Here is a 23,897-nt window from a genome sequence, read left to right as displayed (position 1 = left end):
GATCTGTTATATGAATTCAGCACAATGGTTTGAGCGGGCACAGAAAGTCATCCCCGGCGGCGTGAACAGCCCGGTGCGCGCCTTCAACGGCGTGGGCGGAACGCCCGTCTATTTCAAGTCCGGCAAGGGCGCGAAGGTGCAGACCGAGGATGGCACCGAGTTGATCGACTTCTGCGGCTCATGGGGGCCGCTCATTCTGGGCCATGCGCGCGGCGAGGTGGTGGAGGCGGTTTCAAAAGCCGCCGCCGATGGCCTCAGCTTCGGCGCCAACACCGCGGCGGAAGCCGAGTTCGCGGAGTTGCTTACCTCGCTGGTGCCCGAAATGGAAATGGTGAGGCTGGTCAGCTCCGGCACCGAGGCGGTCATGACCGCCGTCCGCCTGGCGCGCGGCTACACGGGCCGCCGCAAGATCATCAAGTTCGATGGCTGCTACCATGGCCACTCCGACTACCTGCTCGTGGCCTCCGGCAGCGGGCTGCTGACGGGCGGCATTTCGTCGTCCGCCGGGGTATCGCCCGCCGCGACGGAGGAGGTGTTCGTTGCCCCCTACAACGACCTGGGGGCGGTACAGGAAATCCTGAAGGCCAACGGCGACGAGATCGCCGCCGTGATCGTCGAACCGATTGCGGGCAACATGGGATTGGTTGAACCGGAACCGGGCTTCCTCGAAGGCCTGCGCGCCGCCACCGCCGAAGCCGGCTCCCTGCTCATCTTCGACGAAGTCATCAACGGCTTCCGCCTTGCCCCGACCACCTTCGGGCATACGGTTGGCATCGAGGCCGACATCACCACGCTTGGCAAAATCATTGGCGGGGGCATGCCCATCGGCGCCATTGGCGGCAGCACCAAGATCATGTCCACCCTCGCGCCGCTCGGCCCGGTCTACCAGGCCGGCACCCTCAGCGGCAACCCGGTCGCCGTGGCCGCCGGCATGAAAACGCTCGAGCTGCTGCGCGACGAATCGCCTTACCTAAAGATGGAAATTCTGGGCAAACGACTGGCCGACGGCGTCAACCGCATCGCCGCAGAAAAGGGACTCGATCTGCACTGCGCGCAGCGCGGCGGCATGTTCACGCCCTTCTTCCGCAAAGCAGCCGTTCGTAACCTCGACGACTCGAAGGCCTGCGATCAAAAGGCGCACGCCGCCTATTTCCACCACATGCTCGACCACGGGTTCTACACCCCGCCGTCCGGATTCGAGGTCGCCTTCGTCTCCGCCGCCCACACCGAGGAACACATCGATCGGTTTATTACCGAACTGGAAAAAATTTAACCACGAAGCACGAAGAGCACGAAGCACGGCAACTTAGAGTCCTTCGTGTCTTAGTGGTAAAAAAAATGCATGCATGGGATGTCAGTCCGAAGGAAGCCGTCAAGATCCAGCACGCGCTGCAGGATCGCGTTAAGCTCAAGGACGACTTCGGCGAAATCAACACCGTGGCCGGAGTGGATGTTGGCTTCGAGAAAAACAACACGGTAACACACGCGGCGATTGCGGTGCTGGATTTCGCAACACTCGACGTGGTGGAAACGGCGATCGCCCACCATCCGACGACCTTCCCCTACGTGCCCGGCCTGCTCTCCTTCCGCGAAGTCCCGGCCGTGCTGGAGGCCATGCTCAAGCTTAGCGCCCAACCCGACCTGCTGCTGTGCGATGGCCAAGGCATCGCCCATCCCCGCCGCTTCGGCATCGCGGCCCACCTCGGCCTGCTGCTCGACATTCCCGCCATCGGCGTCGCCAAGTCGCGCCTGACCGGAACGCACGCAGACGTTCCATTGGAAAAAGGGTGCCATGTTCCGCTGATGGATAAAGACGAACAGATCGGAGTCGTCCTGCGCACCCGCACCAACGTCAAACCCCTCTACATCTCCCCCGGCCACCGCGTCGGCCTCGACACCGCCCACCGGATCGTCCTGCAGTGCGTCACGAAATACCGCCTGCCGGAAACCACCCGCCACGCCCACAAACTCGCATCGGGCAACTAGGAAAGTATATCATCCAACACCCACGATCGTGGTGGTTGGATGATATACTTCGAGTGCGGGAAGAGCTTGATGGAAGGAAGTCCGGGAGGACTTATGCGTGTAGGAGCACCTTGTCGACGCGGGCGATTTCGAAGGTGCGGCGGGGTTTGGTGGGCAGGTTGGCGATGGACATGGATACGCCTTCGTCCTGCGTGGTTTTCTTCAGGGCAATGAGGAAGCCGAGGCCGGAGCTGTCGATGAAATCGAGCTGGGCGGCATCGACCTCGACGGTTTTGAGGATGCCCTGCTCCTTGAGTTCGCGACGGATGAACTCCGCCTCTTTTTCGTAGGAGGGCAAGGTGGCCGAGGTGAGTTCCATGGGAAGTTCGAGTTTGAGCGAGCCCTCTTCGTAGATGGTTCCACCGTCGAGGTGCTCCGTCAGGTTCCGGGCAATGGCTTCGACCTCGTCGAGACGGGTGGCGGTGTTGAAATAGTCGGTCAGGCGGCAGGTTTCGAGCAGGCGAAGCACCTTGGGACGCGGGGCGTAGAGAATGAGCCGTTTCCCCCACGAGCGACAAAGCTTGTTGATTTCGAGGAGGGCGCCGAGTTCCAGGCTGTCCAGCCAGGGAACGGCATGGAGGTCGAGCAACAGATTCATACCCTTGGCGGTATGGGCGATGTGTTCCACCAAACCGCGGGCGGCGGATTCGGACTCGAAGCCCTGGAAGCGCTCCACGGCAATTCCTTTGTCTTCCAATTCGAGGAAACCGCGCTCCTCCAGCGCCTCGAACGGGCGGGGTTTGTCGGCCATTCGATGGATCAAATACATTTGCCGCGATGCGGACAGCAGGAAGCGGACGTTTTCGAGGTAGCGAACCAATAGCCGCCGGGGATTGCAGCAGATGCGCCAGAACCATTCGAGATGGTGCTTGCGCATCCACAAGGGCGCCCGGCGCTGCTCGCCGGTGATGAAATCGAGCGAAGCGCCGACGCCCATGGCGACGGGAACATTCCATCCGCGCACATGCATGCTGATGAACTTGTCCTGCTTGGGGGCCCCGAGCGCAACGAAGAGGATGTCCGGCCCGGCCCGTTCGAGCTTTTGCAGGATTTTGCGGTGATCCATTTCGAGCAGGGGGGCAAAAGGCGGCGAGAAGGTTCCCGCAACCTTGAGATCGGGATGCCGTTTCTTCAGGATATCCATGGCCTTTTCGGCCACGCCCTGCGCGCTGCCGAGGCCGTAGATGCTCATGCCCTCCCTCGCGGCCCGTTCCGCCAGCATGGGCGTCAGGTCGGAGCCGGTGACCCGGTCCTTCAAGGCCGGGCCGAAAAACGGGGCGAGTTTCACGATGGGAAAGCCGTCGGCGAGCACCAGATCGGCATCGATGAGGATGCGCTGCAGCTCGGGATCGCTCCAGGCGCGGGTGACAAAATCGAGGTTTGCGGTGGCTATGTTGGCCGGGCGGCCGGAGCGCACCCGTTCAACAATCCAGTCGATGGCCTCTTCGAACGTGACGTTGTGGAACGGCACGCCGTAGATGACCAACGGAATTGGCGCTGACCCATCGCTTTGCATAGTCGGGAATGCTAGAAACTTTGCCTGCGCGGATCAAGTACTATTCAAGAGAAGAATTTCTTCAAAACCCCGCCGCCAAGGTGGCCGCCCTTTTCCTAATCACGGCTTGTGGGGGGGCGGCAAATGAGGTAGGTTTCTTCCTCTTTTTGCAAACACAGGAACGGACATGAATTGGATTTTAAAGAAGATCGTCGGCTCGAAGAACGAGCGCGACCTGAAAAAGATGCATCCGCTAGTCGAGAAGATCAATGCGTTCGACGAGGAATACAAGGCGCTCAGCGACGATCAGCTGAAGGCCAAGACCCAGGAATTCAAGGAGCGCCTGCAAAAGGGCGAGACCCTTGAAAGCATTGAATTGGAGGCCTTTGCGGTGGTAAAGAATGCGGCCCGCCGCCTGTGCGGGACGGTCGTGGAAGTCATCGGGCATCCTATTGCGTGGGAGATGGTGCACTTCGATGTCCAGCTCATCGGCGGCATGGCGATCCACAAGGGCATGATTGCGGAAATGGCAACGGGCGAAGGCAAGACCCTTGTGGCCACCCTCCCGGTCTACCTCAACGCACTCTCCGGAAAAGGTGCGCACGTCGTCACCACCTCCGACTACCACTCGCAACGCGACTCCGAATGGATGGGCCATCTCTACACGTGGCTCGGCCTGACCGTCGGCTGCCTGAAGAACATGATGCCGCCGCCGGAACGCCGCGAAATGTACCTGCGCGACATCACCTACGGCACCAATTCGGAATTCGGCTTCGACTACCTGCGCGACAACATGGCCTACAGCCCGGAAGACATGGTGCAGCAAAAGGGGCACAACTTCGCGATCGTCGACGAAATCGACTCGATCCTGATCGACGAAGCGCGTACGCCGCTGATTATTTCCGGCCCGGCCCCCTACTCCTCGACCCAATACGAAGAGCTGCAGCCCGCCGCATCGCGGCTGGTGCGCCGCCAGCGCGACCTCTGCACCAAGCTGCTGAAGGAAGCCAAGGACCTGCTCGAAGAGGGCGAAGAGGACGAAGCCGCCCTGCGCATGTACCAGGTGTTCGAAGGCATGCCGAAAAACAAGCAGCTGATGCACCTGATCGAAGATGTTTCGATCCGCAAACTGCTCGAAAAAACCCAGATGTCCATGCTTTCCGATATGCGCAAGGAACAGGCGCGCCAACTGCGGCAGGAACTCTTCTTCACGATCGATGAAAAGGGACACGACGCCAGCCTGACCGAAAAGGGCTGCGAGGAGATGAACCCGAACGATCCGGAAATGTATGTCCTTCCCGACATGGTTACCGCGATGGCCGAGCTGGACGGGGAGACCGGACTCTCCCCCGAGGAGCTCATGGAAAAGCGCCGCTCCATCCAGGAGGACTATGCGATGCGCAACGAGCGCGTCCACGCGGTCGACCAGCTGATCCGCGCCTACAGCGTCTATGAAAAGGACGTCGACTACGTGGTGCAGGACAACCAGGTGATCATCGTCGACGAGCATACCGGCCGCCTGATGGTCGGGCGCCGCTGGAGCGACGGCCTGCACCAGGCGGTCGAGGCCAAGGAAGGCGTAACGATCGAGCGCGAAACGCAAACGCTCGCCACCATCACCATCCAGAACTATTTCCGCATGTACGACAAACTCTCGGGCATGACCGGCACGGCCGAAACCGAGGCCGACGAATTCCACCAGATCTACGGACTCGACGTGATGGTGATTCCCACCAACCGCCCGGTTCGCCGCGTCGACCTCAACGACCAGGTCTACAAGACCCAGCGCGAAAAATTCCGCGCCGTCATCGACGACATCAAGAAGGCGCACGCCAACAAGCAGCCGGTGCTGGTGGGAACGGTGGCCGTTGAAACGTCCGAAGTCCTCAGCCGCATGCTGCGGCGCGAAAACATTGTGCACAACGTGCTCAACGCCAAGAACCATGCCCGTGAAGCCGAGATCGTGGCCAACGCCGGCCAGCCCGGCGCCGTGACCATTGCCACCAACATGGCCGGACGCGGCACCGACATCAAACTGCACGAAAGCGTGATCCACCTCAACCGGGAGGATCTCAACTCAAAAAGCTTCTCGCTGGATTCCAAGGTTGATGGAAAGCCGCTGCGCAAACTGCTTGAAGAGCGCCCGTGCGGCCTCTATGTGATTGCCTCCGAGCGCCACGAGTCGCGCCGCATCGACCGCCAGCTGCGCGGCCGCTCCGCCCGCCAGGGCGACCCGGGCGTGACGCGCTTCTACGTCTCGCTCGAAGACAACCTGATGCGCCTGTTCGGTTCCGACCGCATCTCGAACATCATGGAAAAACTCGGCATCGAGGAAGGCGAAGTGCTGGAGCACCCGTGGCTGAACAAATCGATCGAAACCGCCCAGCGGCGCGTCGAACAGCAAAACTTCATGATGCGCAAGCGCACGCTTGAATACGACGATGTGATGAATGCCCAACGTGGCGAGATCTACGGTTTCCGCTCCGAGGCGCTCACCAGCGACGACCCGCGCGCGCAGATCTACCATTCGGTCGAGCAGGCCATTGCCTCCCGTTCCGAGGATGCCGTTGCTTTGAAGAGCGTCGATGGGTTCCACGAATTCATCATTTGGGTGAACACCACGTTCCCGCTCGGCATGCAAGCCTCGGACCTTCCTGCGGAAAAGACCCAGGAAAGCCTGACCGCCTGCGTGATGGAACGCGTCAGGAAGGCCTACGACCTGAAAGCCCGCCACGAAGACACGGACGCCCTCAAGCGCCTTGAGCGCCACATGATCATCCAGTCGATCGACGAGCATTGGCAGGAATACCTGCGCAGCATGGACAGCCTGCGTGAAAGCGTCGGTCTCCAGGCCTATGGCCAGCGCGACCCGCTGGTGGAATACAAGCGCGAAGCCTACAACCTTTTCATGGATCTGATGGACCGCATCTACGAGGAGATCGCCAACACCATGTTCCGCTCGGCCACCTCCATCGAAGCGATCGAGGATTTTTTCCAGTCGCTTTCCGGCATGCAGGTGCAGCATCCGCAGGCCTCCGCCCTCGCCGCCGCAACGGCGCAGGCGCAAGCCGCCGCGGCCCATGCCCCGCAACGCGGCGCCCCGCCTCCGGGCATGGGTGCCCCGCCTCCGGGCATGGATTTGCCGCAGGCCCCCAAGCCCACGCCCATCCGGAAGAATGTCCCCAAGGCCGGCCGCAACGACCCCTGCCCCTGCGGCAGCGGACGCAAATACAAGAAGTGCTGCGGCGCTGAATAATGCGTGAACCTTGCCGTTGCCATCCGCGAGGCGATTGATCGCCACGAACTGATCCCCGATGGCGCGAACGTGGTGGTCGGGGTTTCGGGCGGGGCCGACTCGGTTGCCTTGGCGCATGCGCTCCACGAGCTTGGAATCCGTTTCACCGTTGCGCATGTGAACCACAACCTGCGCGGCGCGGAATCGGATGCCGATGAACGCTTTGTTCGCGCGCTTGGATTTCCCGTTGAGGTGAAGTCGGTCGATGTCCGGGCGCTGGCCCAGGAAAGCGGGCAGTCGCTCGAGATGGCGGCGCGGCAGGCGCGGCACGGTTTTTTTGCGGAATTCGAGAACGCCGTGATTGCCCTCGCCCACCATGCGGACGACCAGGCCGAAACCTTTCTCCTCCGGCTTGCCCGGGGGGCGGGTTGCGAGGGCCTGGGCGGAATGGCCTTCAAACAAGAGATCGGCCCGATCCGGCTGATCCGTCCGATGCTGGAGATTCCGCGGGAAACCATTTTGCAGTGGCTCGAAGAAAAAGAGCTGTCCTGGCGGGAAGATGCCAGCAACGCCGACGAAACCTTCCTGCGGAACAAGGTGCGGCACACGGTGCTGCCTCTGCTCGAAAAGGAACTGAACCCGGGCATCCGCAACACCATTCTGCGAACGATGGAAATCCTGCGCGCCGAGAACGAGTGGATGACCGCGATGCAGGATGGGTCGGAATCCCTGGCCGCCCGGCGGCGAACGCTCCGGATGTGGCTGTTCGACCAAGGGGCTGAAGAGGTCTCCTTCGATTGCATCGAAAAGATCCTTTCGCTCATGGATGCGGCAGCAGGCACAACGGTTTTTGAGCTGAACGAACGGCAGCGCGTGGTGGTGGAATATGGGGAACCCCGCTTCGAGACCGGGTTGTGCAGGCCGGAAAGCCTGCCCTGCGTTCGGTTGACGATGGAGACGGGGACGGGCTGGCGGAAAGACCATGGCAAGGGCGCGGGCGTGCTTCCGGCGGAGGCCTCGTTCGATGCGGAGAAGGTCGGCGGATCGCCCATCGAGGTCCGTGGCTGGCGGCCCGGCGATCGGATGGAACCGCTGGGCATGGCGGGCAGCCGCAAACTGCAGGATATCCTGACCGACCAAAAGGTGCCCAGGGAGCAACGCGCAGGCGTTCCGGTCGTGGTGTGCAGGAATGAAATCATCTGGTTGCCGGGCTACCGGACGGCGCGCGGATGGGACGTGCGGGGACGGGATGGGAAAGCCGTGCATCTCCGCATTGAACAAAACGGCACCGAATGACTCCAAGTTTGTGTGTGTACACGTTGCATTCGCCCCATGGCGGTGTTAGTTTTTGCGCAGTTTTTCACAGAAAGATTTAATTATGGCAGATGACAAGCAACAGAAGGAACCCAAGGGAAACAAACCAGGCAAGAAGGGGCCGCCGCCGATGCCGATGCGCGGATTGGCGATCTCGTTCCTGATGATGGCCGTATTCCTGACCGTCCTGCACCTTTTCTCGAACAACTCGCAGAAGTCGAACGAGATCGAATATACCGATTTCGTGAACATGGTTAAGAACGGCCGGGTATCGAAAGTGGACATTGCCCACGACGGGGCCGGCAACCACTATGTTTCCGGCGAGTCGATGGACATCAACGAATCCGGCACCACCCAGTTCCGCACGGAAATCATCCTGACGGAAAAGCTGATGGAGATGCTGGAGGACAATGGAGTCCAGGTGAAGGTGAAGCGCCCGAAGACCATGCTGGTCTCGATTCTCGCCAACATCGTTCCGTTCATCCTGATTTTCGGCATCATTTATTTCATCTTCATCCGCCAGATGAAGAATGCGGGGCGCGGGGCGATGAGCTTCGGCAAGAGCCGCGCCAAGCTGCTGACGCAGGACAAGAACAAGATTACGTTCAAGGATGTGGCCGGCGTTGACGAAGCCAAGGAGGAGCTGGCGGAAGTGGTCGAATTCCTGAAAGACCCGAAGCGGTTCCAGAAACTCGGCGGAAAAATGCCCAAAGGCGTGTTGCTCTCCGGTTCGCCGGGAACCGGAAAGACGTTGCTGGCCAAAGCCGTCGCCGGCGAGGCCGACGTGCCCTTCTTCACCATCAGCGGCTCCGACTTTGTTGAAATGTTTGTCGGGATCGGCGCCTCCCGCGTGCGCGACATGTTTGAACAGGGGAAGAAAAACGCCCCGTGCATCATCTTCATCGACGAAATCGATGCCGTTGGCCGCAGCCGTTTCAGCGGCATTGGCGGGGGGCACGACGAACGCGAGCAGACGCTCAACGCCCTGCTGGTCGAGATGGACGGCTTCGACACGCAGGAAGGCATCATTATCGTGGCGGCCACGAACCGTCCCGACGTGCTCGACCCCGCCCTGTTGCGCCCGGGCCGCTTCGACCGCCAGGTGGTGGTTGACCTGCCGACGCTCGAAGGCCGCGAACAGATCCTGAAAATCCATTCCCGCAACGTCCGCCTCTCGGACCAGGTCGATCTGAAGCGCTCGGCGCGCGGAACGCCGGGCTTCTCGGGGGCCGACCTGGCCAACCTGGTGAACGAAGCCGCCCTGCTGGCCTCGCGGCGCGGCGCCGACTTTGTTGAGCAAGAGGATATGGAAGAAGCACGCGACAAGGTGATGTGGGGCCGCGAGCGCCGCAGCCATGTGCTGGATCCGGAAGAGAAGAAGCTGACGGCCTACCACGAGGCCGGCCACGCCATTGCGATGTACAAGACCCCGGAATGCGAGCCGATCCACAAGGTTACGATCATCCCGCGCGGCCGGGCGCTGGGCGCCACGATGTCGCTGCCGGAAAAGGACCGCTACACGCAGAGCCAAAAGCGGCTTGAAGCCGACCTGGTTGCCCTGATGGGCGGCCGCGCGGCCGAAGAGATGATTTTCGAGGACGTGACCACGGGCGCCCACAACGATATTGAACGTTCCACCATGATTGCCCGCGCCATGGTTTGCGAATACGGCATGAGCAAACTGCTCGGCCCGCAAAACCTTGGCAGCCACAACCAGCCCGTTTTCCTGGGGCAGGGCATTAGCGGCGCGCACGAACACAGCGAAGAAACCTCGCAGAAGATCGACCAGGAAGTGCAACGCATCCTCGCGGAGGCCTATGACAAATGCATGAAAATCCTGACCGACAACCGGGAGCAACTGGTGGCACTCTCCGAATTGCTGATCGAGCGCGAAGTGCTTGATTTTGCGGAAGTCGATTCCATCATGAAGACCGGCAAGCTCCCCGAGGGTTCCGAAAAAACCGAACCGCCCCCGATCGAGGAGGCCGCAGCGGACTCCGAAGCGGAACCGAAATCGGAAGCGGAAACGGAATAGACATTTCGTTTCGTCCGGATTAACATGTGCACATGAAAACAATGAGCTTGATGCTGGCCACCGTGGTGCTGTTCCTTGCCGGATGCGCAACCACGTTCAGACCTTGGAAACTCAGCGATGTCCAGGAGGGCATGGCGAAGGACGAGGTCGTCAAAATCCTTGGACAACCGGACTACACGGAAGAGCGGGATGACGCAGAATATTTCTACTACACCTATAGGGAAGAGCCGGCTCCCGCCCCCGAAGCTTCGATGGAGACCAACGAAGAGATCGAGCGCCGCATCGGGCAGCTCAACCGCACCCTCAAGGAATCGAAATACGAGGTGATGCTGGTGGAGGGCAAGGTGGTGAACTACAAGGAACTCTAACCCGCAAACGTTCCGAATTTTAACAGGGCCGGTGCCAAAATTGGCATCCGGCCGAGGAACTTGCAAAACCTCTGGTTTTCCGTTCCAGTTATCAGGCACTGGTTATTTGTTATCAGGACAAGTCATACGAAACCAGCGGTTTACCCCAATAATACCCAATTAAACAGATTTGTTTTTTACCACAGAGGTCACCGAGACACAGAGCAATTGAACATTCCCGCTCCTCTGTGCCTCCGTACTACTATTCGTCAATTTCTTATTTTCCTGACAAGTTTTCACCACCCGCTGCGCTAGAGGACACTGAGGCTCAGAGGATTAGGATGCTCTGTGTCTCTGTACTACTATCCGTCAATTTCTTGTTTTCCTGACAAGTTTTCACCACCCGCTGCGCTAGAGGACACTGAGGCTCAGAGGATTAGGATGCTCTGTGTCTCTGAGTTCTCTGTGGTAAAAAAATCTGAGTCTTCGGTGTTCATCAGTGGTTCTAAACAATTTGGTTGCGGCTATGCCGCGCCAGGTTCTCTGTGGTGAGACCATTCAAGTTAAGTTCATATACCAACAACTTTTAACAAAAAACCGCCTCGCGAACTCGAAGGGTTTTGCAAGAGGCTCAGTCTTTTTTTATTTCCGGTTCTTCCGCATCAGTTCATCCACGTAGGCATCGTCCTTGGTGGGATCCCAGGCCTTGCTGCGGTCTTTCCATTGCTGATAGGTGTTGGGTTGCTGGTATTCCTTCTTTTGGTAGTCCTGCGCGCCCTGTTGCCGCTGTTGTTCGCGGCGGGTCTGGAGCGGACTCTGATAGGTAGGCGTATATCCCCGGGTTTCGCGGGAGCCGGAATCGTAGCGGCGATAGGCATCGCTTCCCGAGGACTGCGTCCGGGGGAACGAATCGAGCAAGAGGCCGGAATCCGGCGACGATCCATAGGATCTGCGCGAACCCAGCGTTCCATCCGACACGGAGGAATCCTGCCGTTGGCCATAGAGTCCGGATTGCGTCGATTGGCCATAGCGGCTGCCCTGCAACGGACGTCCGTATGAATCGAAGCCCTGGTTCACCCGGCCATCGGTTCCGGAGCCATAGCGGTCTAGCGAGCGGGATGCGTAGGGATCATAGCGAGAGTCTTCGCCCCGCCGGCTCGACGAACTGGAAGAGGAGGAGTCTTTCGAACGCCCACCGAACAACGCCCAATAGTCGCTGGTTGAGTCGTTTGGTTTGCCGATGGCAAATGGGTCGGCGTAGGGATCGGACAGTTCCTCGGCCGCATCATCCAGCAGCCAATTGCTCTCTTTTTCCTCCGGCATCGGCCTGCGCACTTGCGGAGGCGGCAGGGTGGAAGGTTGCTGTTGCTGCTGGAGCAGGTCGTCGGCCTGCTTGTATTTTTCCGAAGCCGCCACCCGTTCGTCTTCCTGCGGGAGGTCGGAAGGCACGATCATGTCGCTCTGGGATATGTTCACGCGTTTGCGCAGGTATTTGCGGGTGATGCGCGTCTTGCGCTCCTCGAGCGTTTCTTCGCGGGCGAGTCCGGCCATCGGCAGGAGCAGGGCAACGAGCAATAGAATCTGGACAGTCCTTTGCATAGCCCATAAGCTACGTCTCTTTAATCGACTGCGTCAACCCAGCATCCAGCAAACTTTGGCCTGGAGCACCCGAAGCGAGGAACCCCAAACATGAACCTGATCAATGCCCTGAGAAGCGAATGCGTTATGGCCCAGGCCGACTGCCGCACGCGCGAAGAAGTCCTGGCCGCCATCGCCAAGCTGGCCAAAAAATCGGCCGTGCTGGCCAACCTGGAGGAATCGGTCCTGCTGAAAGGGCTGGCCGACCGCGAGGAGCTGAGCACCACCGGCTTTGGCAACGGCATCGCGATCCCCCACTGCCGGCTCGATGGCGTGGAGGATTTCGTAGTGGGCATCCTGTCGGTTCCCGATGGCGTCGAATTCGCCGCCATGGATGGCGCGCCGGTCAAACTGTTCGTTTTCATCATTGCCCCGTCCAGCAGCTCGAACATCCATATCAAGGTGCTTTCGGCCATCTCGCAGGTGCTCAACGTCCCCGCGAACGTGGAGGAAATGCTGCAGGCGCCCACCGGTGAAGTACTGGCGGAAAACTTCCTGCGCCACGTGCGCGACGAAGCCGACCCGAAAGAGCACGACAACAAGAACCTGTTCCGCGTCCAGATCCAGGACGAGGAGCTGTTCCAGGACGTGATCAAGATCTTCGCCGGCTTCAACTCATCGACCGTCATGGTTACCGAAGCCGAGCCTGCCGCGAACTATATCCACAAAATGCCGCTCTTCGCCGGCTTCTGGAGCGACAAGCAGGCGGAATTCTGCAAGGTGATTCTCGCAACCGTCGACAAGAAGGACACCAACGAAACGATCCGCCGCATTGAGCAGAAGGTTGGTTCGCTGGACGAGCGCGACGACATCCTGTTGACCGTCCAGGAACTGTTCTACTGCGCCGGCAACCTCAACATCTAGGAATCAGGAATGTCAGCACCCGCTCTCGAACACGCCGCCGAAGCCTCCGCCGGAATGCCCCAACTTTTCACGCTGGTGGGCATCATGCTTATCGTCTGCTTCTACGCGGGCAAGCTCATCAAGAAAACCTCGTTGCCCTCGCTGATTGGCTACATGCTCGTCGGGGCGCTTTTCGGCCCCTCGTTCAAGAAATACGGGATGGAGCTGTTTACCGAACCGGTGCTGGAAAGCCTGGCCTTCGTCACCCAGGTGGCGCTCGGCTTCGTGGCCTTCAGCATTGGTTCCGAGCTCAGCATGAAATCGCTCAAGCGGCTCGGCCACGGGATTGTCTGGATCATCTTCGCCGAATCGTTCACCGCCTTCTTCGTTGTGACCGGGCTCATCTACGCCGTTACGCGCGACCTGCCCATGGCCCTGATCTTCGGCTCGATGGCCCCCGCCAGCGCACCGGCCGGCACGGTGGCCATCATCCAGGAATACAAGGCCAGCGGCAGCCTGACCCAAGCCCTCTACGCCGTGGTCGGGTTCGACGACGGCCTGGCCATCATCATTTTCGGTTTTGCGGCCGCCATTTCCAAAAGCCTGTTGCTGGCCGAAACCCCCGGGCATGTTTCCGAAGGCTTTTTCCAGATGCTCAAGGCCCCCACCATCGAAATCATCCTGAGTATCGGGGTGGGCACCGTCCTCGGCTTTGTGCTGGCCCAGCTGGTCCGCTTCGTAAAGAACTCGCGCGACATGCTGATTGTTGTTTTTGGCCTGATCACCCTTGGCACGGGGCTCTCCATGCTGTGGCACCTGTCGCTGATCCTCACCAACATGGTGATTGGTTTCGTGCTGATCAACACCCGCCGCGAATCGCTCGTTCACAAGGTTACGGCACCGTTGCTCGAAATCATGCCGCTCACCTTCGTGCTCTTTTTCTGCCTGGCCGGCGCCCACCTGCAGGTCTCCGCGCTGCCCAGCCTAGGCCTCATCGGCATCGTCTACATCCTTGGCCGCTCCGGCGGGCTGATCGGCGGCGCGCGCCTCGGCGCCATCTTCGGCCACGTCGAAGATAAGATTAAGAAATATGTCGGCCTCGGCATCCTCTCGCAGGCCGGGGTGGCCATTGGCCTCTCATTGATCGTCGGCGCCGAATTTGCCGGACTGGGTGCGATTGGCGAAAACGGCATTGCCCATGGCAACATGATCGGCACCAAGGTCATCACCACCATCACCGCCACCTGCATCGTCTTCGAAATCATCGGCCCCATCCTCGCCAAATATGCCCTCGGCAAAGCCGGCGAACTCGGCAAGGCCACGCGGTAGGCACAAGGCCTGGAAACAAAAATGGGGCTACCTCAGTGAAGTAGCCCCATCGGATAATTAGCGGTCAAAAATTAAAGCCTATATCCCTGCCAGTCCCCGGAGTCGCCGCTACTGTCAACGAATTGACCGGACATCGTATCGCCGTCGACCGTTCCGGTTCCCGTAACTGAAACCAAGTCATCTACCGGGTCAGGGCCATCCTGGAAGCTAAAGGTGAATACGATTCGGGATCCTGAAATCTCATACGTACCATCACGGTCACCCTCATCGGTAAACATGGTCAAGGTATTGTCTGCATAGAACGTAATCTTATCGTAAGCCTCCAGATCATCACCACCGGCAATGTTCCAGTCGCCAACGACACTAACATCTTCACCATCATCCTCGTCACACCCCGTCAAGCCCACCACGCAACACGCAATAATTGCCGCCATGGCTCCGCGCCGTGCCAATTTCCACCATTCGATTTTCATATGTATTCCTTTCTGGTTATCCCACCCCATGTGGCGGTGTTTTAGTTTTTGGGCAACCGTTCTTGCATCCCCTGGAAGAACAGCCTGCCCGTTTTCGGATTCGGCATCATAAGTGCCGGAAATAACCTGTCTACTGCTTGGTCGCACTCCACGGAACATTGGTATACGTTGCAATCCCGTTTTCAGTTTCGCTAAACGTTCCGCTGATTCTATTGCCGGTAATTGACCCTTCAAGAGTGATTACCTGTGTTATCTCCACCGATGATTGGTCTGTGTAGATACGGGTCGCACGAATGGTTATCGAACTTCCCTGAAGTTCGTAACTTCCTGTAATATCAGGATATTTTTCCTCGGGATCCAACCAACGACCGGCCAAACCGCCATTTCCATCAAGCGTGAACTCGAGGCCAGCTCCGTCCACAACCCAGGTTCCAGCAACATCGGCATCTTCGCCATCATCTTCGCCGCAGCCGGTCAAACCCACTACGCAACACGCAATAATTGCCGCCATGGCCCCTCGCCGTGCCAATTTCCACCATTCGTTTTTCATTTTTCACCCTTTCTTTCCTGGTTAACGCAGCCACATTGGCTGCAATACTTTCATCATTTAAATCATTAACGCAAGGTGACCGTCCCGGTCTCGCCTCCATCGGGATCATAGTAGGAGCCAGAAATCGAAGCCCCATCGATCACGACATTCCACGACCGGCCCCGCGCATCAACACCACTCAAACCGGTAGCGGTCAGATCTCCTGAAATCCCATAGGTATAGGTTCCGCCCTCGTTGGTAAACTTGGTCACCTCCAGCGTCCCGGAAAACGTTGTCCCCTCGACCGTGATCGTCATGCTTCCTTCACCTTCGTCGCCATCGGTTTCAGACCAATTGAAATAATACGTGACGGCGTCGGACTCGGTCGTCCCGTCGTCGTCCCCGCACCCGATCACCCCGATTGCGAAACATCCGATAATCGCCGCCATGGCTCCGCGCCGTGCCAATTTCCACCACTCGATTTTCATAAATACTCCATTCGTTACTGATCCATTCTATCCCAGTTCAATCTATTGGCGCTCTCCGTAGAACTCTCCCGTTGAAGAGCCTCCGGAGTCATATGAAATCACATACGTTCCGGAGCAAGAGCTCCCCGAAACCGTTCCTTCAAGTGTTGCCGACTGGGTATCATTTCCAAATTTTGCATCAAGGGAACCGTTGGAAACCCTCCAGTACTCAACAGATCCGCTACATCCCCAATTGCAGAATTCACCAATGGCTTCGAAATGCCTGTCAGCCAGATCCAGTCGAACCTGGTCTAGCGTTCCATGACCACGCTCTTTTGTGATTATCCAAACTTCGTTAGGCCAATCGCCTCCACTGCCGTCACCTGCCGACTCGTCGTCATCGCCACAGCCAACCAGACCGACAATACACCCTGCGGCGATCGCCGAAATGGCTCCGCGCCTTACTAATTTCCACCAATCGATTTTCATGTGTATATTCCTATCTAAAATTGAAAGGCGGCCGAAAGGCCGCCTTTAACTAAGTGGATTACATTCGGCTACCAGCCCAAGAACCGGCATCACCAACGGAGTCCGTCCAGGTTCCCGACATGCTTTGGCTGTCTCCGGCAATCGTTGCCTTTAGCCAGATTGTGGTGTCTTCAGCGCCGGGAGTTTCAATTACGAGAGAAAACCCGTCTACGTTATAGGTGCCATCCCTCCCAAAAGTCGTGTTAAGAGTGCCATCGCCATGGAATGTGAAAACAGAAATCACCTCATCCGACGCAGCGTCGCGTATTTCCCAGCTACCCTCGATACTTGCACTTTCGCCGGTATCCTCATCATCACACCCCATCAAACCCACCACGCAACAGGCGACGATCGCCGCCATCGCTCCGCGTCTTGCCAATTTCCACCATTCGATTTTCATTCGTATTCCCTTCTGGTTCCCCCACCCCATGTGGCGGTGTTTTAGTTTTTGGGCAACCGTTCTTGCATCCCCTGGAAGAACAGCTTGCCCGCTTCGGATCCGGCGCAAAAAACACCGGATAAAACTTCATCCCGTCCCACCCCGAGACGTTCATTAGATATTTTGTATAGTTAAAACACATATGTCATTCGCCGCGCAAGTCACAATCCACATAAACTGCTCAAGACTGAGATATGCACGGAATTATGCCCCCCAACGGCATACGCACGGCACTAATCCTTGGCCTGCATCTCCCGGAGCTTGCCGAGCGCAGTGTCGTAGTCTTCCGGCTCGACCAGATAGGTGTGGCAGCGGTGGCCGCTTTCGGTTTCCACCTTGTCCACCAGCATGTTGTTGAACGGGTTGAGCACGCCGACGAGGATGTCGTTCCCGAAAAACGCGAACGGGAGCGCGCCTTCGTGCACGGGGACGCCCAACGGCAAAACGTTTGCGGCCTTTTCATCGAGGTCAAAGTTTTTTAGGGAGAGCGGCGGCACACCGGAGCGGTTCGACATATAGTTCATGATCCGGGTCATCTGGGTGAACCCCCGGTCGTTGAGCACATGCAAAACGCTTGCCGGCACATCCAGTTCCTTGGAAGAGACCTCGGTAAGGTCGTGCAGGACACTGGAATATTCCTCCTGCGTGAGTTGGTTTTCCTCGTAGAGGCGCCAGGCCAGCGCCAACTCCTCGCCGATGTCGGTCTCCGCCCTGGACTTTGCGGGGGCCGCCTTGGCCGTTGTTGCATCCGATGTGGTTTCTTTCGGGAGATCCACCGGCGCGAGCGTACGCAACCGGGCAATCTGCGCGGCCACTTCGGAAGGATGGCTCTCTTCGAAATTAGGTAGTTCCTGGCCAATATAGGCAAACAGCTCCGGATGTCCTCCCCCGAGCGTCACCTCGACCAGCCGGCCCAGATAATCGAATGCCCGATCCGTGTGGCCACCCTTTAGATAGGCGTTATAGAGCGCCTTCAGCGCCTCCGGATCCTGAGGCATGACCTCCAGGATTTGTTCGAGCATCGCAATGCTGTCGGCTAGGTTGCCTTGGATTTGTCCGTCTGCCATTTCTTTCTCCTTAAATAATACCAAATTAAACTGATTTGAATTTTTTACCACAGAGTTCACAGAGACGCAGAGGGTGGCAGATATGTTGGTTGCTCTGTGCCTCCGTGCGCTCTGTGGTGAGACTCTTCAAGTTAATTGCCTATAAAACCGTGCTCCTACCTTAAGCAGGTTGCAGGCCAAATGCGGGGCAAGCCCAGGCCACCCCTCGGGACAACCGCTTTTTTCCGGGTAGGCACGGCTATTGCTTATCAGGAGGGAACTTATTGAAAAAACGGATGTTCAACGATGATGCATAGCTCCAATAGCCTAATGGATTGCCTGAAGCGAATCCGCCCGATCGAGGCGGAAATCTATGCCGAGGCGGAAAAAGAAGCGGAATTGAAGAATCTTCCGCTGGAGCGTCTCCTGATTGAGCAAGGCGTTGTTTCCGACACGGACATGGCGCTGGCGATGGCGGAATACCTCGAACTCAGCCCCATCACCCTTTCCTCTTTTTCGCCCGAACGAGAACTCATCGAGCTGATGCCGAAGGAAAAGTGGAAGGAATTGAAGGCCATCCCCATTTCCAAGCTGGGCGCACGCCTAACCATTGCCATGGCCGACCCGTTCGATATTGTCGGCCGCGAAACCATTGCATCCGGTACCCAGATGGAACTGGCCCCCGTGGTGGCCCTCGAAAAAGAAGTCGAGGAAGCCCTCAACGCCATTACCGATCAACCCACGCAGGCACTCGAAGACATCCTCAAGGACATGGCCGATGAAGGCGATGTCGAGGTGGGCAAGGAAAACCTCGATGACGCCAGCCTGGATGAAATGCTCGAAAACGCAGGCGAAGCCCCCGTAATCCGGATCGTCAACTCGATCCTGATCGAAGCCTTGCGCAAAGGCGCATCGGACATCCATATCGAACCGATGGAAAAGACCATCCGCCTGCGCAACCGCATCGACGGTGTACTCTACGAATCGCCCAGCCCGCCCAAAAACCTGCAGAACGCCATCATTTCGCGCCTGAAGATCATGTCGCAGCTCGATATTGCGGAACGGCGCGTCCCGCAGGACGGCCGCTTCAAGATCAAGGCCCTCGGCAAGGAAGTCGACGTCCGCATGAGCATGCTGCCAACGGTGCACGGGGAAAAGATCGTAATGCGTATCCTCGACAAAACCGCACTGGCCCCCAACCTCGGAGCACTGGGGCTCGACCAGCTTTCGCTCGACAACTTCACCTATGCGCTGGGCCAACCCTACGGCATGATCCTCGTTACCGGACCTACCGGTAGCGGCAAGACCACCACGCTCTATTCCGCCCTGCAGGAACTCAACGACACCGGAACCAACATCATCACCACCGAAAACCCGGTGGAATACCAGCTCGACGGCATCAACCAGGTGCAGATCAACCCCGTGGTCGGCCTCACCTTTGCGGCCGCCCTGCGCTCGATTCTCCGCCAGGACCCGGATGTGGTGATGGTCGGGGAGATTCGCGACGGCGAAACGGCGACCATTGCCGTGGAAGCCGCCTTGACCGGCCACATGGTGCTCAGCACGCTGCACACGAACGATGCCGCCGGCGCCATCGCCCGCCTGATCGACATGGGCATCGAGCCCTTCATGCTTTCATCCTCCCTTTTGCTAACGCAGGCGCAGCGCCTCTACCGCCGGCTCTGCCCCGTCTGCAAGAAGGAGATCGACATCCCCTACGAAACCCTCAAGAAAAACCGGATCGATCCCAGCCACATGGAAGGCACCCAGTTCTACGCCAAGGCCGGCTGCCCGAAATGCAACAACATCGGCTATAAGGGCCGCGGCGGCATCATGGAAATCCTCTTGATCAACGAGGCCATCCGTAAAACCGTACTCAACAATCCGGAAGCCGATGCCATCGCCAAAATGGCCGTGGAAAACGGCATGCGCACCTTGCGCGAGGCCGGACTCGACCGCGTCCGCGAGGGCATGACCTCCATCGAAGAAATCATGCGCGTAACCAGCGAACACTAAAGGAACACCATGGCTAATAAAAAATTCAAGGCAAAGGGCGCACTGCCCGTCGTGCGCGGGGCGCGGAAAATCCGGCTCAAGGAACTTTCGTTATTCACCCGGCAGGTATCGGCCATGCTCTCGGCCGGCATGCCCCTGGTGCAGACCCTCTCCGCCATGGAGGCGCAGACCTCCGACAAAAACTTCAAGCCGGTCATCGGCGGCATCCGCAGCCGGGTCGAGGGCGGCGCCATGTATTCGGAGGCGCTGGCCTTCTATCCCACGATTTTCGATGAACTCTACATCAGCATGGTTTGCGCCGGCGAGGTGGGCGGCATCCTGCCCGAAACCTGTGCCCGCGTCGCTTCGTTCCTGGAATCGAGCAACAAGATGCGGTCCAAGGTAAAGTCGGCCATGATGTATCCATCCGTCGTCATGATCGTGGCCATTGCGCTTTCCACCGCCCTGATCATGTTCATCGTGCCGGTCTTCGCGGAAATGTTTTCCGGGTTCGGCGCCGACCTACCCGGATTGACGCAGGCCTTGCTGGACTTCAGCAACCTGCTGACCGCCTATTGGTATATCGCCACCATCCTGATCGCCAGCGTGATTTTCGCCTTTAAGAAATATTACAAAACCGACAAGGGGCAATACAACATCGACCTCATGAAGCTCAAGTTCCCGATCCTCGGCGAACTGGCCACCAAGGTTTCCGTCAGCCGCTTCGCCTCCACCTTCGCCCAGCTGATGCACAGTGGCGTGCAGATCATGGAATCGCTGGAGATTGTGGGGTTGGCCACCGGCAACCGGGTCATTGGCGACTCGCTGCTCGAAGCCCGCAAGCACGTTGAGGAAGGCCAACCGCTCTCTTCCGCGCTGGAGCCGAACAAGTTTTACCCGCGCATGCTCGTCCACATGCTCTCCGCCGGCGAAAAGACCGGGCAGGTCGAGGAGATGATGGACAAGGTGGCCGAGTTCTATGAAAACGAGGTGGAAACCATGCTCAACGGCCTGACCTCGATGATCGAGCCGTTGCTGATGGTCTTCATCGGCGGCATCATCGGCACCATCGTGGTCGCGATGTTCCTGCCGATCTTCAAAATGGGGGAAGTCGTGGGCATGTAGCCCACGGTTAACGGTATATGACGGAACCAAGCAATACCACCTCGTGGCCGGAACTCACGGCGATCCTATTGGCTCGCCTTGGGTTCCTATGGTTGCTGGTGCTGGTGTCGTTGCTGCTGCCGAACGACGATGCGGCCTTCTATGCCCTGATGGGCGTGGCCTTCATTATCACCATCCCCTATTCCCTGTGGCTGCGCAACCGGTTGCAAACCGCAGAATTCGCTCCGCTTCAGTTCGTGGTCGATTTGCTGCTGGTCACGGGATTAGTCTATTTCACCGGGGGTATCCGTAGCGAGCTGACCCTGCTCTATCCGCTCGTCATCCTCTCGGCGGGCATCGTCGGAACCCCGAAGCAAGCGGCGGAAATAACGATACTGGCCATCGTCACCTACATCCTGATGGCTACGTTGCTCTCGAACCATATGATTGTGGAGTATGTTCCCACGGGGACGCCTTTGCTTGCGGAATCGACCAGCGCCACCCTGTTGCTGCGCAGCCTCACCTTTGCCTTCTTTGGCGTGGCGAGTGTCTATGTGGCCAAGCGGTGCAACTTTATCGACTCCGCGGAACAGGAGTTGACCGAAACCACCGCCACCTTGCTGGAACGCATTCCGGAAGCGGCGCTGGTTCTCGACCAGAAAGGCTGCATCCTTTTCTCCAACAAAGCGGCGACATCCCTGCTCGGATTCGGGGAGAACGAACTCGCCAACATGGCATTCACGGACTTGCTGGACGAAGAAGGCGATCCCATTCCGGAATCCTACGGCACGACCGCCCTGTTGCGCAGGAAAGACAGGGATGCGCTCCCCGTCCGCTACGCCTCGAGCGAACTCCAGGTTCCCGAGCTTGCCCTGCTTGGCCCCGAAGGCCGGAAAAACACAACGATCGCCATTAGCCTGATCATCCTGACCGACATCTCGCATGCCCTGGGAACGGAAAAGAAACTGCGGAAACTCGAGCGGATCAATGCGGCCACGCGCCTGGCCGGCGAACTGGCCCACGAAATACGAACCCCGCTCACCGCCATCTCCGCCTCGATCCAGCTGCTGAAACGCTACGAGGAAAAAGCCTCGGCGGCCGATTGGCTCCCCAGTAGCCCACGGCGGAAGGATCGGAACGAATTGTTCGACCACATCGAAGACGCCTCGCACAGAATGGACAGTGCCGTACGCAATTTTGTTGATTTCGCGGAGTTCTCCCCGAAGGACCTTATATCCATCATTAAGCTTGACTCAGATGTGAAAAATCAGGGTTATATAGGCCATCTGAATACCACAGGGAGAGGCTTACAGGATGGCGAAAATACTCATAGCGGATGATGATCCGACGATTCTCAGCTTGCTAAACAAAATACTGCTTTCTAAGGGCTACGAAGTCCAACTGGCCGAAAACGGCGTGGTCGGCGAAAAAAAACTTAAGTCCGAACAATTCGACCTGTTGATCTCCGACATCAAGATGGAGCCGGTCGATGGCATGCAGCTGCTTCGCAAAACCCGGCAAATGCGTCCGTACGTCGGAGTCATCATGCTTACGGCCTATGCGACTGTTGCCACGGCGGTTGAAGCCATGAAGGAAGGCGCCTTCGACTATATCCCGAAGCCGTTCAAGATCGACGAGCTGCTCGCAACCGTGAAACGCGCGCTCGACTACCAGAAATCCCTGTCCGAGCAAATCGGTGCCGATTCGCATATCGAAGCCAAGAAATATTTCGGCAACATTGTTGCCGAGAGCGAGCAGATGGTCAACGTCTGCGAAATGATCAAGCGCGTCGCCCCCACCAAAACCACCATCATGATCACCGGCGAAAGCGGAACCGGCAAGGAGCTCGTCGCCGAAGCCGTCCATGCCTATAGCGCCCGCTCCGAAGGGCCCTTCATTCCCGTCAACTGCGCCGCGTTGCCCGAAACCCTGATCGAATCGGAACTTTTTGGCCACACCAAGGGCGCCTTCACCGGGGCCAGCGCCAACAAGGAAGGCCTTTTCGAAGCTTCCAGGGGCGGCACCTTGTTTCTCGACGAAATCAACTCCATCCCCCACGCCTTGCAGTCCAAGTTGCTGCGCGCCATCCAGAACAAAAAGATCCGCAAGGTCGGCGGAACCGAGGAATTCGATGTCGATGTGCGCATCCTCGCGGCCTCCAACCGCAACCTGGAAAACATGGTGAAGGAAGGCTCCTTCCGCGAGGACTTGTTCTACCGCCTCAGCGTAATTTCCATCGATATTCCCCCGCTGAAGCAACGCCCGGAGGATGTCCTGCCCCTCGCCCAGCACTTTATTGGAACGGAGCTTGACCCCGGCGAGGAATTCCCGTCCATGGACAATGCCGTCCTCTCGATCCTGCAAAACTATACCTGGCCGGGCAACGTGCGCGAGCTGCAGAACGTCATCCAGCACTGCCTCACCTTCCTCAGCGATGGCAAGATCACCAAGGAAACCCTGCCTTCCAAACTCATTGTCTCCTACGAGGAAAACCCTGGCGCCCAGAGCGCCGCCCTCACCGGCGAGTTTGAAAAGGGCAAATCGCTCAAGGCCTTCCTCCGCGCAAAGGAGAAGGAATACCTCAAGACCGTCATCGACACCATGGGCGGCGACAAGGTTGCCGCGGCCAAGGAGCTCGACATCAGCCTGGCCACCCTCTACCGCAAGTTGCCGGAAGAGGAACAAAACGCCGAGGGCTGAGAATCAGGGATCAGGGATCAGGGGTCAGGGATCAGATCAGACCGCACACGCGCCACTCCATTCGGAGGGCGCGTTTTTTATTTGCAACGAATGAAGGCAAAACAACGAATCTTCAGTTCGTATTCGGCCTAAACTTCCCTGTCGGATTGATCCCTCGCAGAGTCGCTGAGATCGCAGAGCCGTACAGATTAAAAAGAATTCTCTGCGCTCTCTGCGCCTCTGCGAGGAATATACCGATAGCTAAATGAATGTGGTATAGCTCTGGCTCCACTCCAAACCTGAAAATTCCAGTTTTTGGAAGCCGGTTTCTTCTCAGAATCGGAAATTTCCGGCTTTCTTGAAATCCACCCCCACC

The 23,897-nt window shown here is 58.3% G+C and carries 20 protein-coding genes; 12 read left to right on the top strand and 8 right to left on the bottom strand.

Features of this window, described 5'->3' with window-relative positions; genetic code table 11:
• Window positions 1–10: 10 nt before the first annotated feature.
• Together hemL and nfi are read left to right on the top strand one after the other, a co-directional pair.
• Window positions 11–1,273: a glutamate-1-semialdehyde 2,1-aminomutase gene (gene hemL / locus E9954_RS22475; protein ID WP_136081532.1), complete on the top strand. Its 1,263-nt coding sequence runs from the start codon at window positions 11–13 to the stop codon at window positions 1,271–1,273.
• 65 nt (window positions 1,274–1,338) lie between these two features.
• Entirely contained in the window at window positions 1,339–1,986 is a 648-nt protein-coding gene (nfi, locus tag E9954_RS22470; RefSeq protein WP_136081531.1) for a deoxyribonuclease V, read from the top strand.
• A gap of 91 nt (window positions 1,987–2,077) precedes the next feature.
• On the opposite strand, the gene E9954_RS22465 is transcribed toward nfi, so the two are convergent.
• Complete coding sequence (locus E9954_RS22465) at window positions 2,078–3,541, bottom strand: WecB/TagA/CpsF family glycosyltransferase (RefSeq protein ID WP_136081530.1); 1,464 nt, start codon at window positions 3,539–3,541, stop codon at window positions 2,078–2,080.
• 166 nt (window positions 3,542–3,707) lie between these two features.
• Here E9954_RS22465 and secA point away from each other — a divergent pair, with 166 nt between their 5' ends.
• From secA to bamE, 4 genes are all read left to right on the top strand, one after another.
• Entirely contained in the window at window positions 3,708–6,776 is a 3,069-nt protein-coding gene (secA, locus tag E9954_RS22460) for a preprotein translocase subunit SecA (protein WP_136081529.1), read from the top strand.
• A gap of 3 nt (window positions 6,777–6,779) precedes the next feature.
• Window positions 6,780–8,051 carry a tRNA lysidine(34) synthetase TilS gene (tilS, locus tag E9954_RS22455; protein ID WP_136081528.1) on the top strand — a complete coding sequence of 424 codons (1,272 nt, stop codon included), beginning with the start codon at window positions 6,780–6,782 and terminating at the stop codon, window positions 8,049–8,051.
• Between the two features lie 82 nt (window positions 8,052–8,133).
• Complete coding sequence (ftsH, locus tag E9954_RS22450; protein ID WP_136081527.1) at window positions 8,134–10,104, top strand: ATP-dependent zinc metalloprotease FtsH; 1,971 nt, start codon at window positions 8,134–8,136, stop codon at window positions 10,102–10,104.
• A gap of 32 nt (window positions 10,105–10,136) precedes the next feature.
• Entirely contained in the window at window positions 10,137–10,472 is a 336-nt protein-coding gene (gene bamE, locus E9954_RS22445) for an outer membrane protein assembly factor BamE domain-containing protein (RefSeq protein WP_136081526.1), read from the top strand.
• A 621-nt stretch (window positions 10,473–11,093) separates the two neighbouring features.
• On the opposite strand, the gene E9954_RS22440 is transcribed toward bamE, so the two are convergent.
• The gene (locus E9954_RS22440) at window positions 11,094–12,050 is read right to left on the bottom strand and encodes a hypothetical protein (protein ID WP_136081525.1); all 957 of its coding nucleotides are present in this window, start codon (window positions 12,048–12,050) and stop codon (window positions 11,094–11,096) included.
• 90 nt (window positions 12,051–12,140) lie between these two features.
• Between E9954_RS22440 and E9954_RS22435 the strand changes: the two genes are divergently transcribed.
• Both E9954_RS22435 and E9954_RS22430 read left to right on the top strand, forming a co-directional pair.
• Window positions 12,141–12,953 carry a PTS sugar transporter subunit IIA gene (locus E9954_RS22435; protein WP_136081524.1) on the top strand — a complete coding sequence of 271 codons (813 nt, stop codon included), beginning with the start codon at window positions 12,141–12,143 and terminating at the stop codon, window positions 12,951–12,953.
• Between the two features lie 9 nt (window positions 12,954–12,962).
• Entirely contained in the window at window positions 12,963–14,261 is a 1,299-nt protein-coding gene (locus E9954_RS22430) for a cation:proton antiporter (protein WP_136081523.1), read from the top strand.
• 71 nt (window positions 14,262–14,332) lie between these two features.
• Here E9954_RS22430 and E9954_RS22425 read toward each other — a convergent pair whose 3' ends face one another.
• The 6 genes from E9954_RS22425 to E9954_RS22400 all read right to left on the bottom strand — a co-directional run bounded on the left by E9954_RS22425 (window position 14,333) and on the right by E9954_RS22400 (window position 17,764).
• On the bottom strand, window positions 14,333–14,734 hold the full coding sequence (locus E9954_RS22425; protein WP_136081522.1) for a hypothetical protein: 402 nt from the start codon (window positions 14,732–14,734) through the stop codon (window positions 14,333–14,335).
• Window positions 14,735–14,864: 130 nt separating this feature from the next.
• The gene (locus tag E9954_RS22420; protein WP_136081521.1) at window positions 14,865–15,284 is read right to left on the bottom strand and encodes a hypothetical protein; all 420 of its coding nucleotides are present in this window, start codon (window positions 15,282–15,284) and stop codon (window positions 14,865–14,867) included.
• 65 nt (window positions 15,285–15,349) lie between these two features.
• Entirely contained in the window at window positions 15,350–15,751 is a 402-nt protein-coding gene (locus tag E9954_RS22415) for a hypothetical protein (RefSeq protein WP_136081520.1), read from the bottom strand.
• Window positions 15,752–15,793: 42 nt separating this feature from the next.
• Window positions 15,794–16,219, bottom strand: a complete 426-nt coding sequence (locus E9954_RS22410) for a hypothetical protein (RefSeq protein WP_136081519.1) — start codon at window positions 16,217–16,219, stop codon at window positions 15,794–15,796.
• A 58-nt stretch (window positions 16,220–16,277) separates the two neighbouring features.
• Window positions 16,278–16,658, bottom strand: a complete 381-nt coding sequence (locus E9954_RS22405) for a hypothetical protein (protein WP_136081518.1) — start codon at window positions 16,656–16,658, stop codon at window positions 16,278–16,280.
• A gap of 272 nt (window positions 16,659–16,930) precedes the next feature.
• Window positions 16,931–17,764, bottom strand: coding sequence for a tetratricopeptide repeat protein (locus tag E9954_RS22400; protein WP_136081517.1), 834 nt, complete (start codon window positions 17,762–17,764; stop codon window positions 16,931–16,933).
• Between the two features lie 285 nt (window positions 17,765–18,049).
• Here E9954_RS22400 and E9954_RS22395 point away from each other — a divergent pair, with 285 nt between their 5' ends.
• The 4 genes from E9954_RS22395 to E9954_RS22380 are packed head-to-tail and all read left to right on the top strand — an operon-like array spanning window position 18,050 to window position 23,542.
• The gene (locus E9954_RS22395) at window positions 18,050–19,759 is read left to right on the top strand and encodes a GspE/PulE family protein (protein WP_136081516.1); all 1,710 of its coding nucleotides are present in this window, start codon (window positions 18,050–18,052) and stop codon (window positions 19,757–19,759) included.
• A gap of 9 nt (window positions 19,760–19,768) precedes the next feature.
• Complete coding sequence (locus E9954_RS22390) at window positions 19,769–20,863, top strand: type II secretion system F family protein (RefSeq protein WP_136081515.1); 1,095 nt, start codon at window positions 19,769–19,771, stop codon at window positions 20,861–20,863.
• Between the two features lie 17 nt (window positions 20,864–20,880).
• Window positions 20,881–22,182: a histidine kinase dimerization/phospho-acceptor domain-containing protein gene (locus tag E9954_RS22385; protein ID WP_136081514.1), complete on the top strand. Its 1,302-nt coding sequence runs from the start codon at window positions 20,881–20,883 to the stop codon at window positions 22,180–22,182.
• Window positions 22,157–23,542, top strand: a complete 1,386-nt coding sequence (locus E9954_RS22380) for a sigma-54-dependent transcriptional regulator (protein WP_136081513.1) — start codon at window positions 22,157–22,159, stop codon at window positions 23,540–23,542. Before E9954_RS22385 ends, E9954_RS22380 begins: the two co-directional genes overlap by 26 nt.
• The last annotated feature ends 355 nt before the right edge of the window (window positions 23,543–23,897 follow it).

The sequence above is a fragment of the Pontiella desulfatans genome (assembly GCF_900890425.1).
In the GTDB taxonomy this organism is placed as follows: Bacteria; Verrucomicrobiota; Kiritimatiellia; order Kiritimatiellales; family Pontiellaceae; genus Pontiella; species Pontiella desulfatans.
This window is presented reverse-complemented; position numbering and strand designations above follow the sequence as displayed.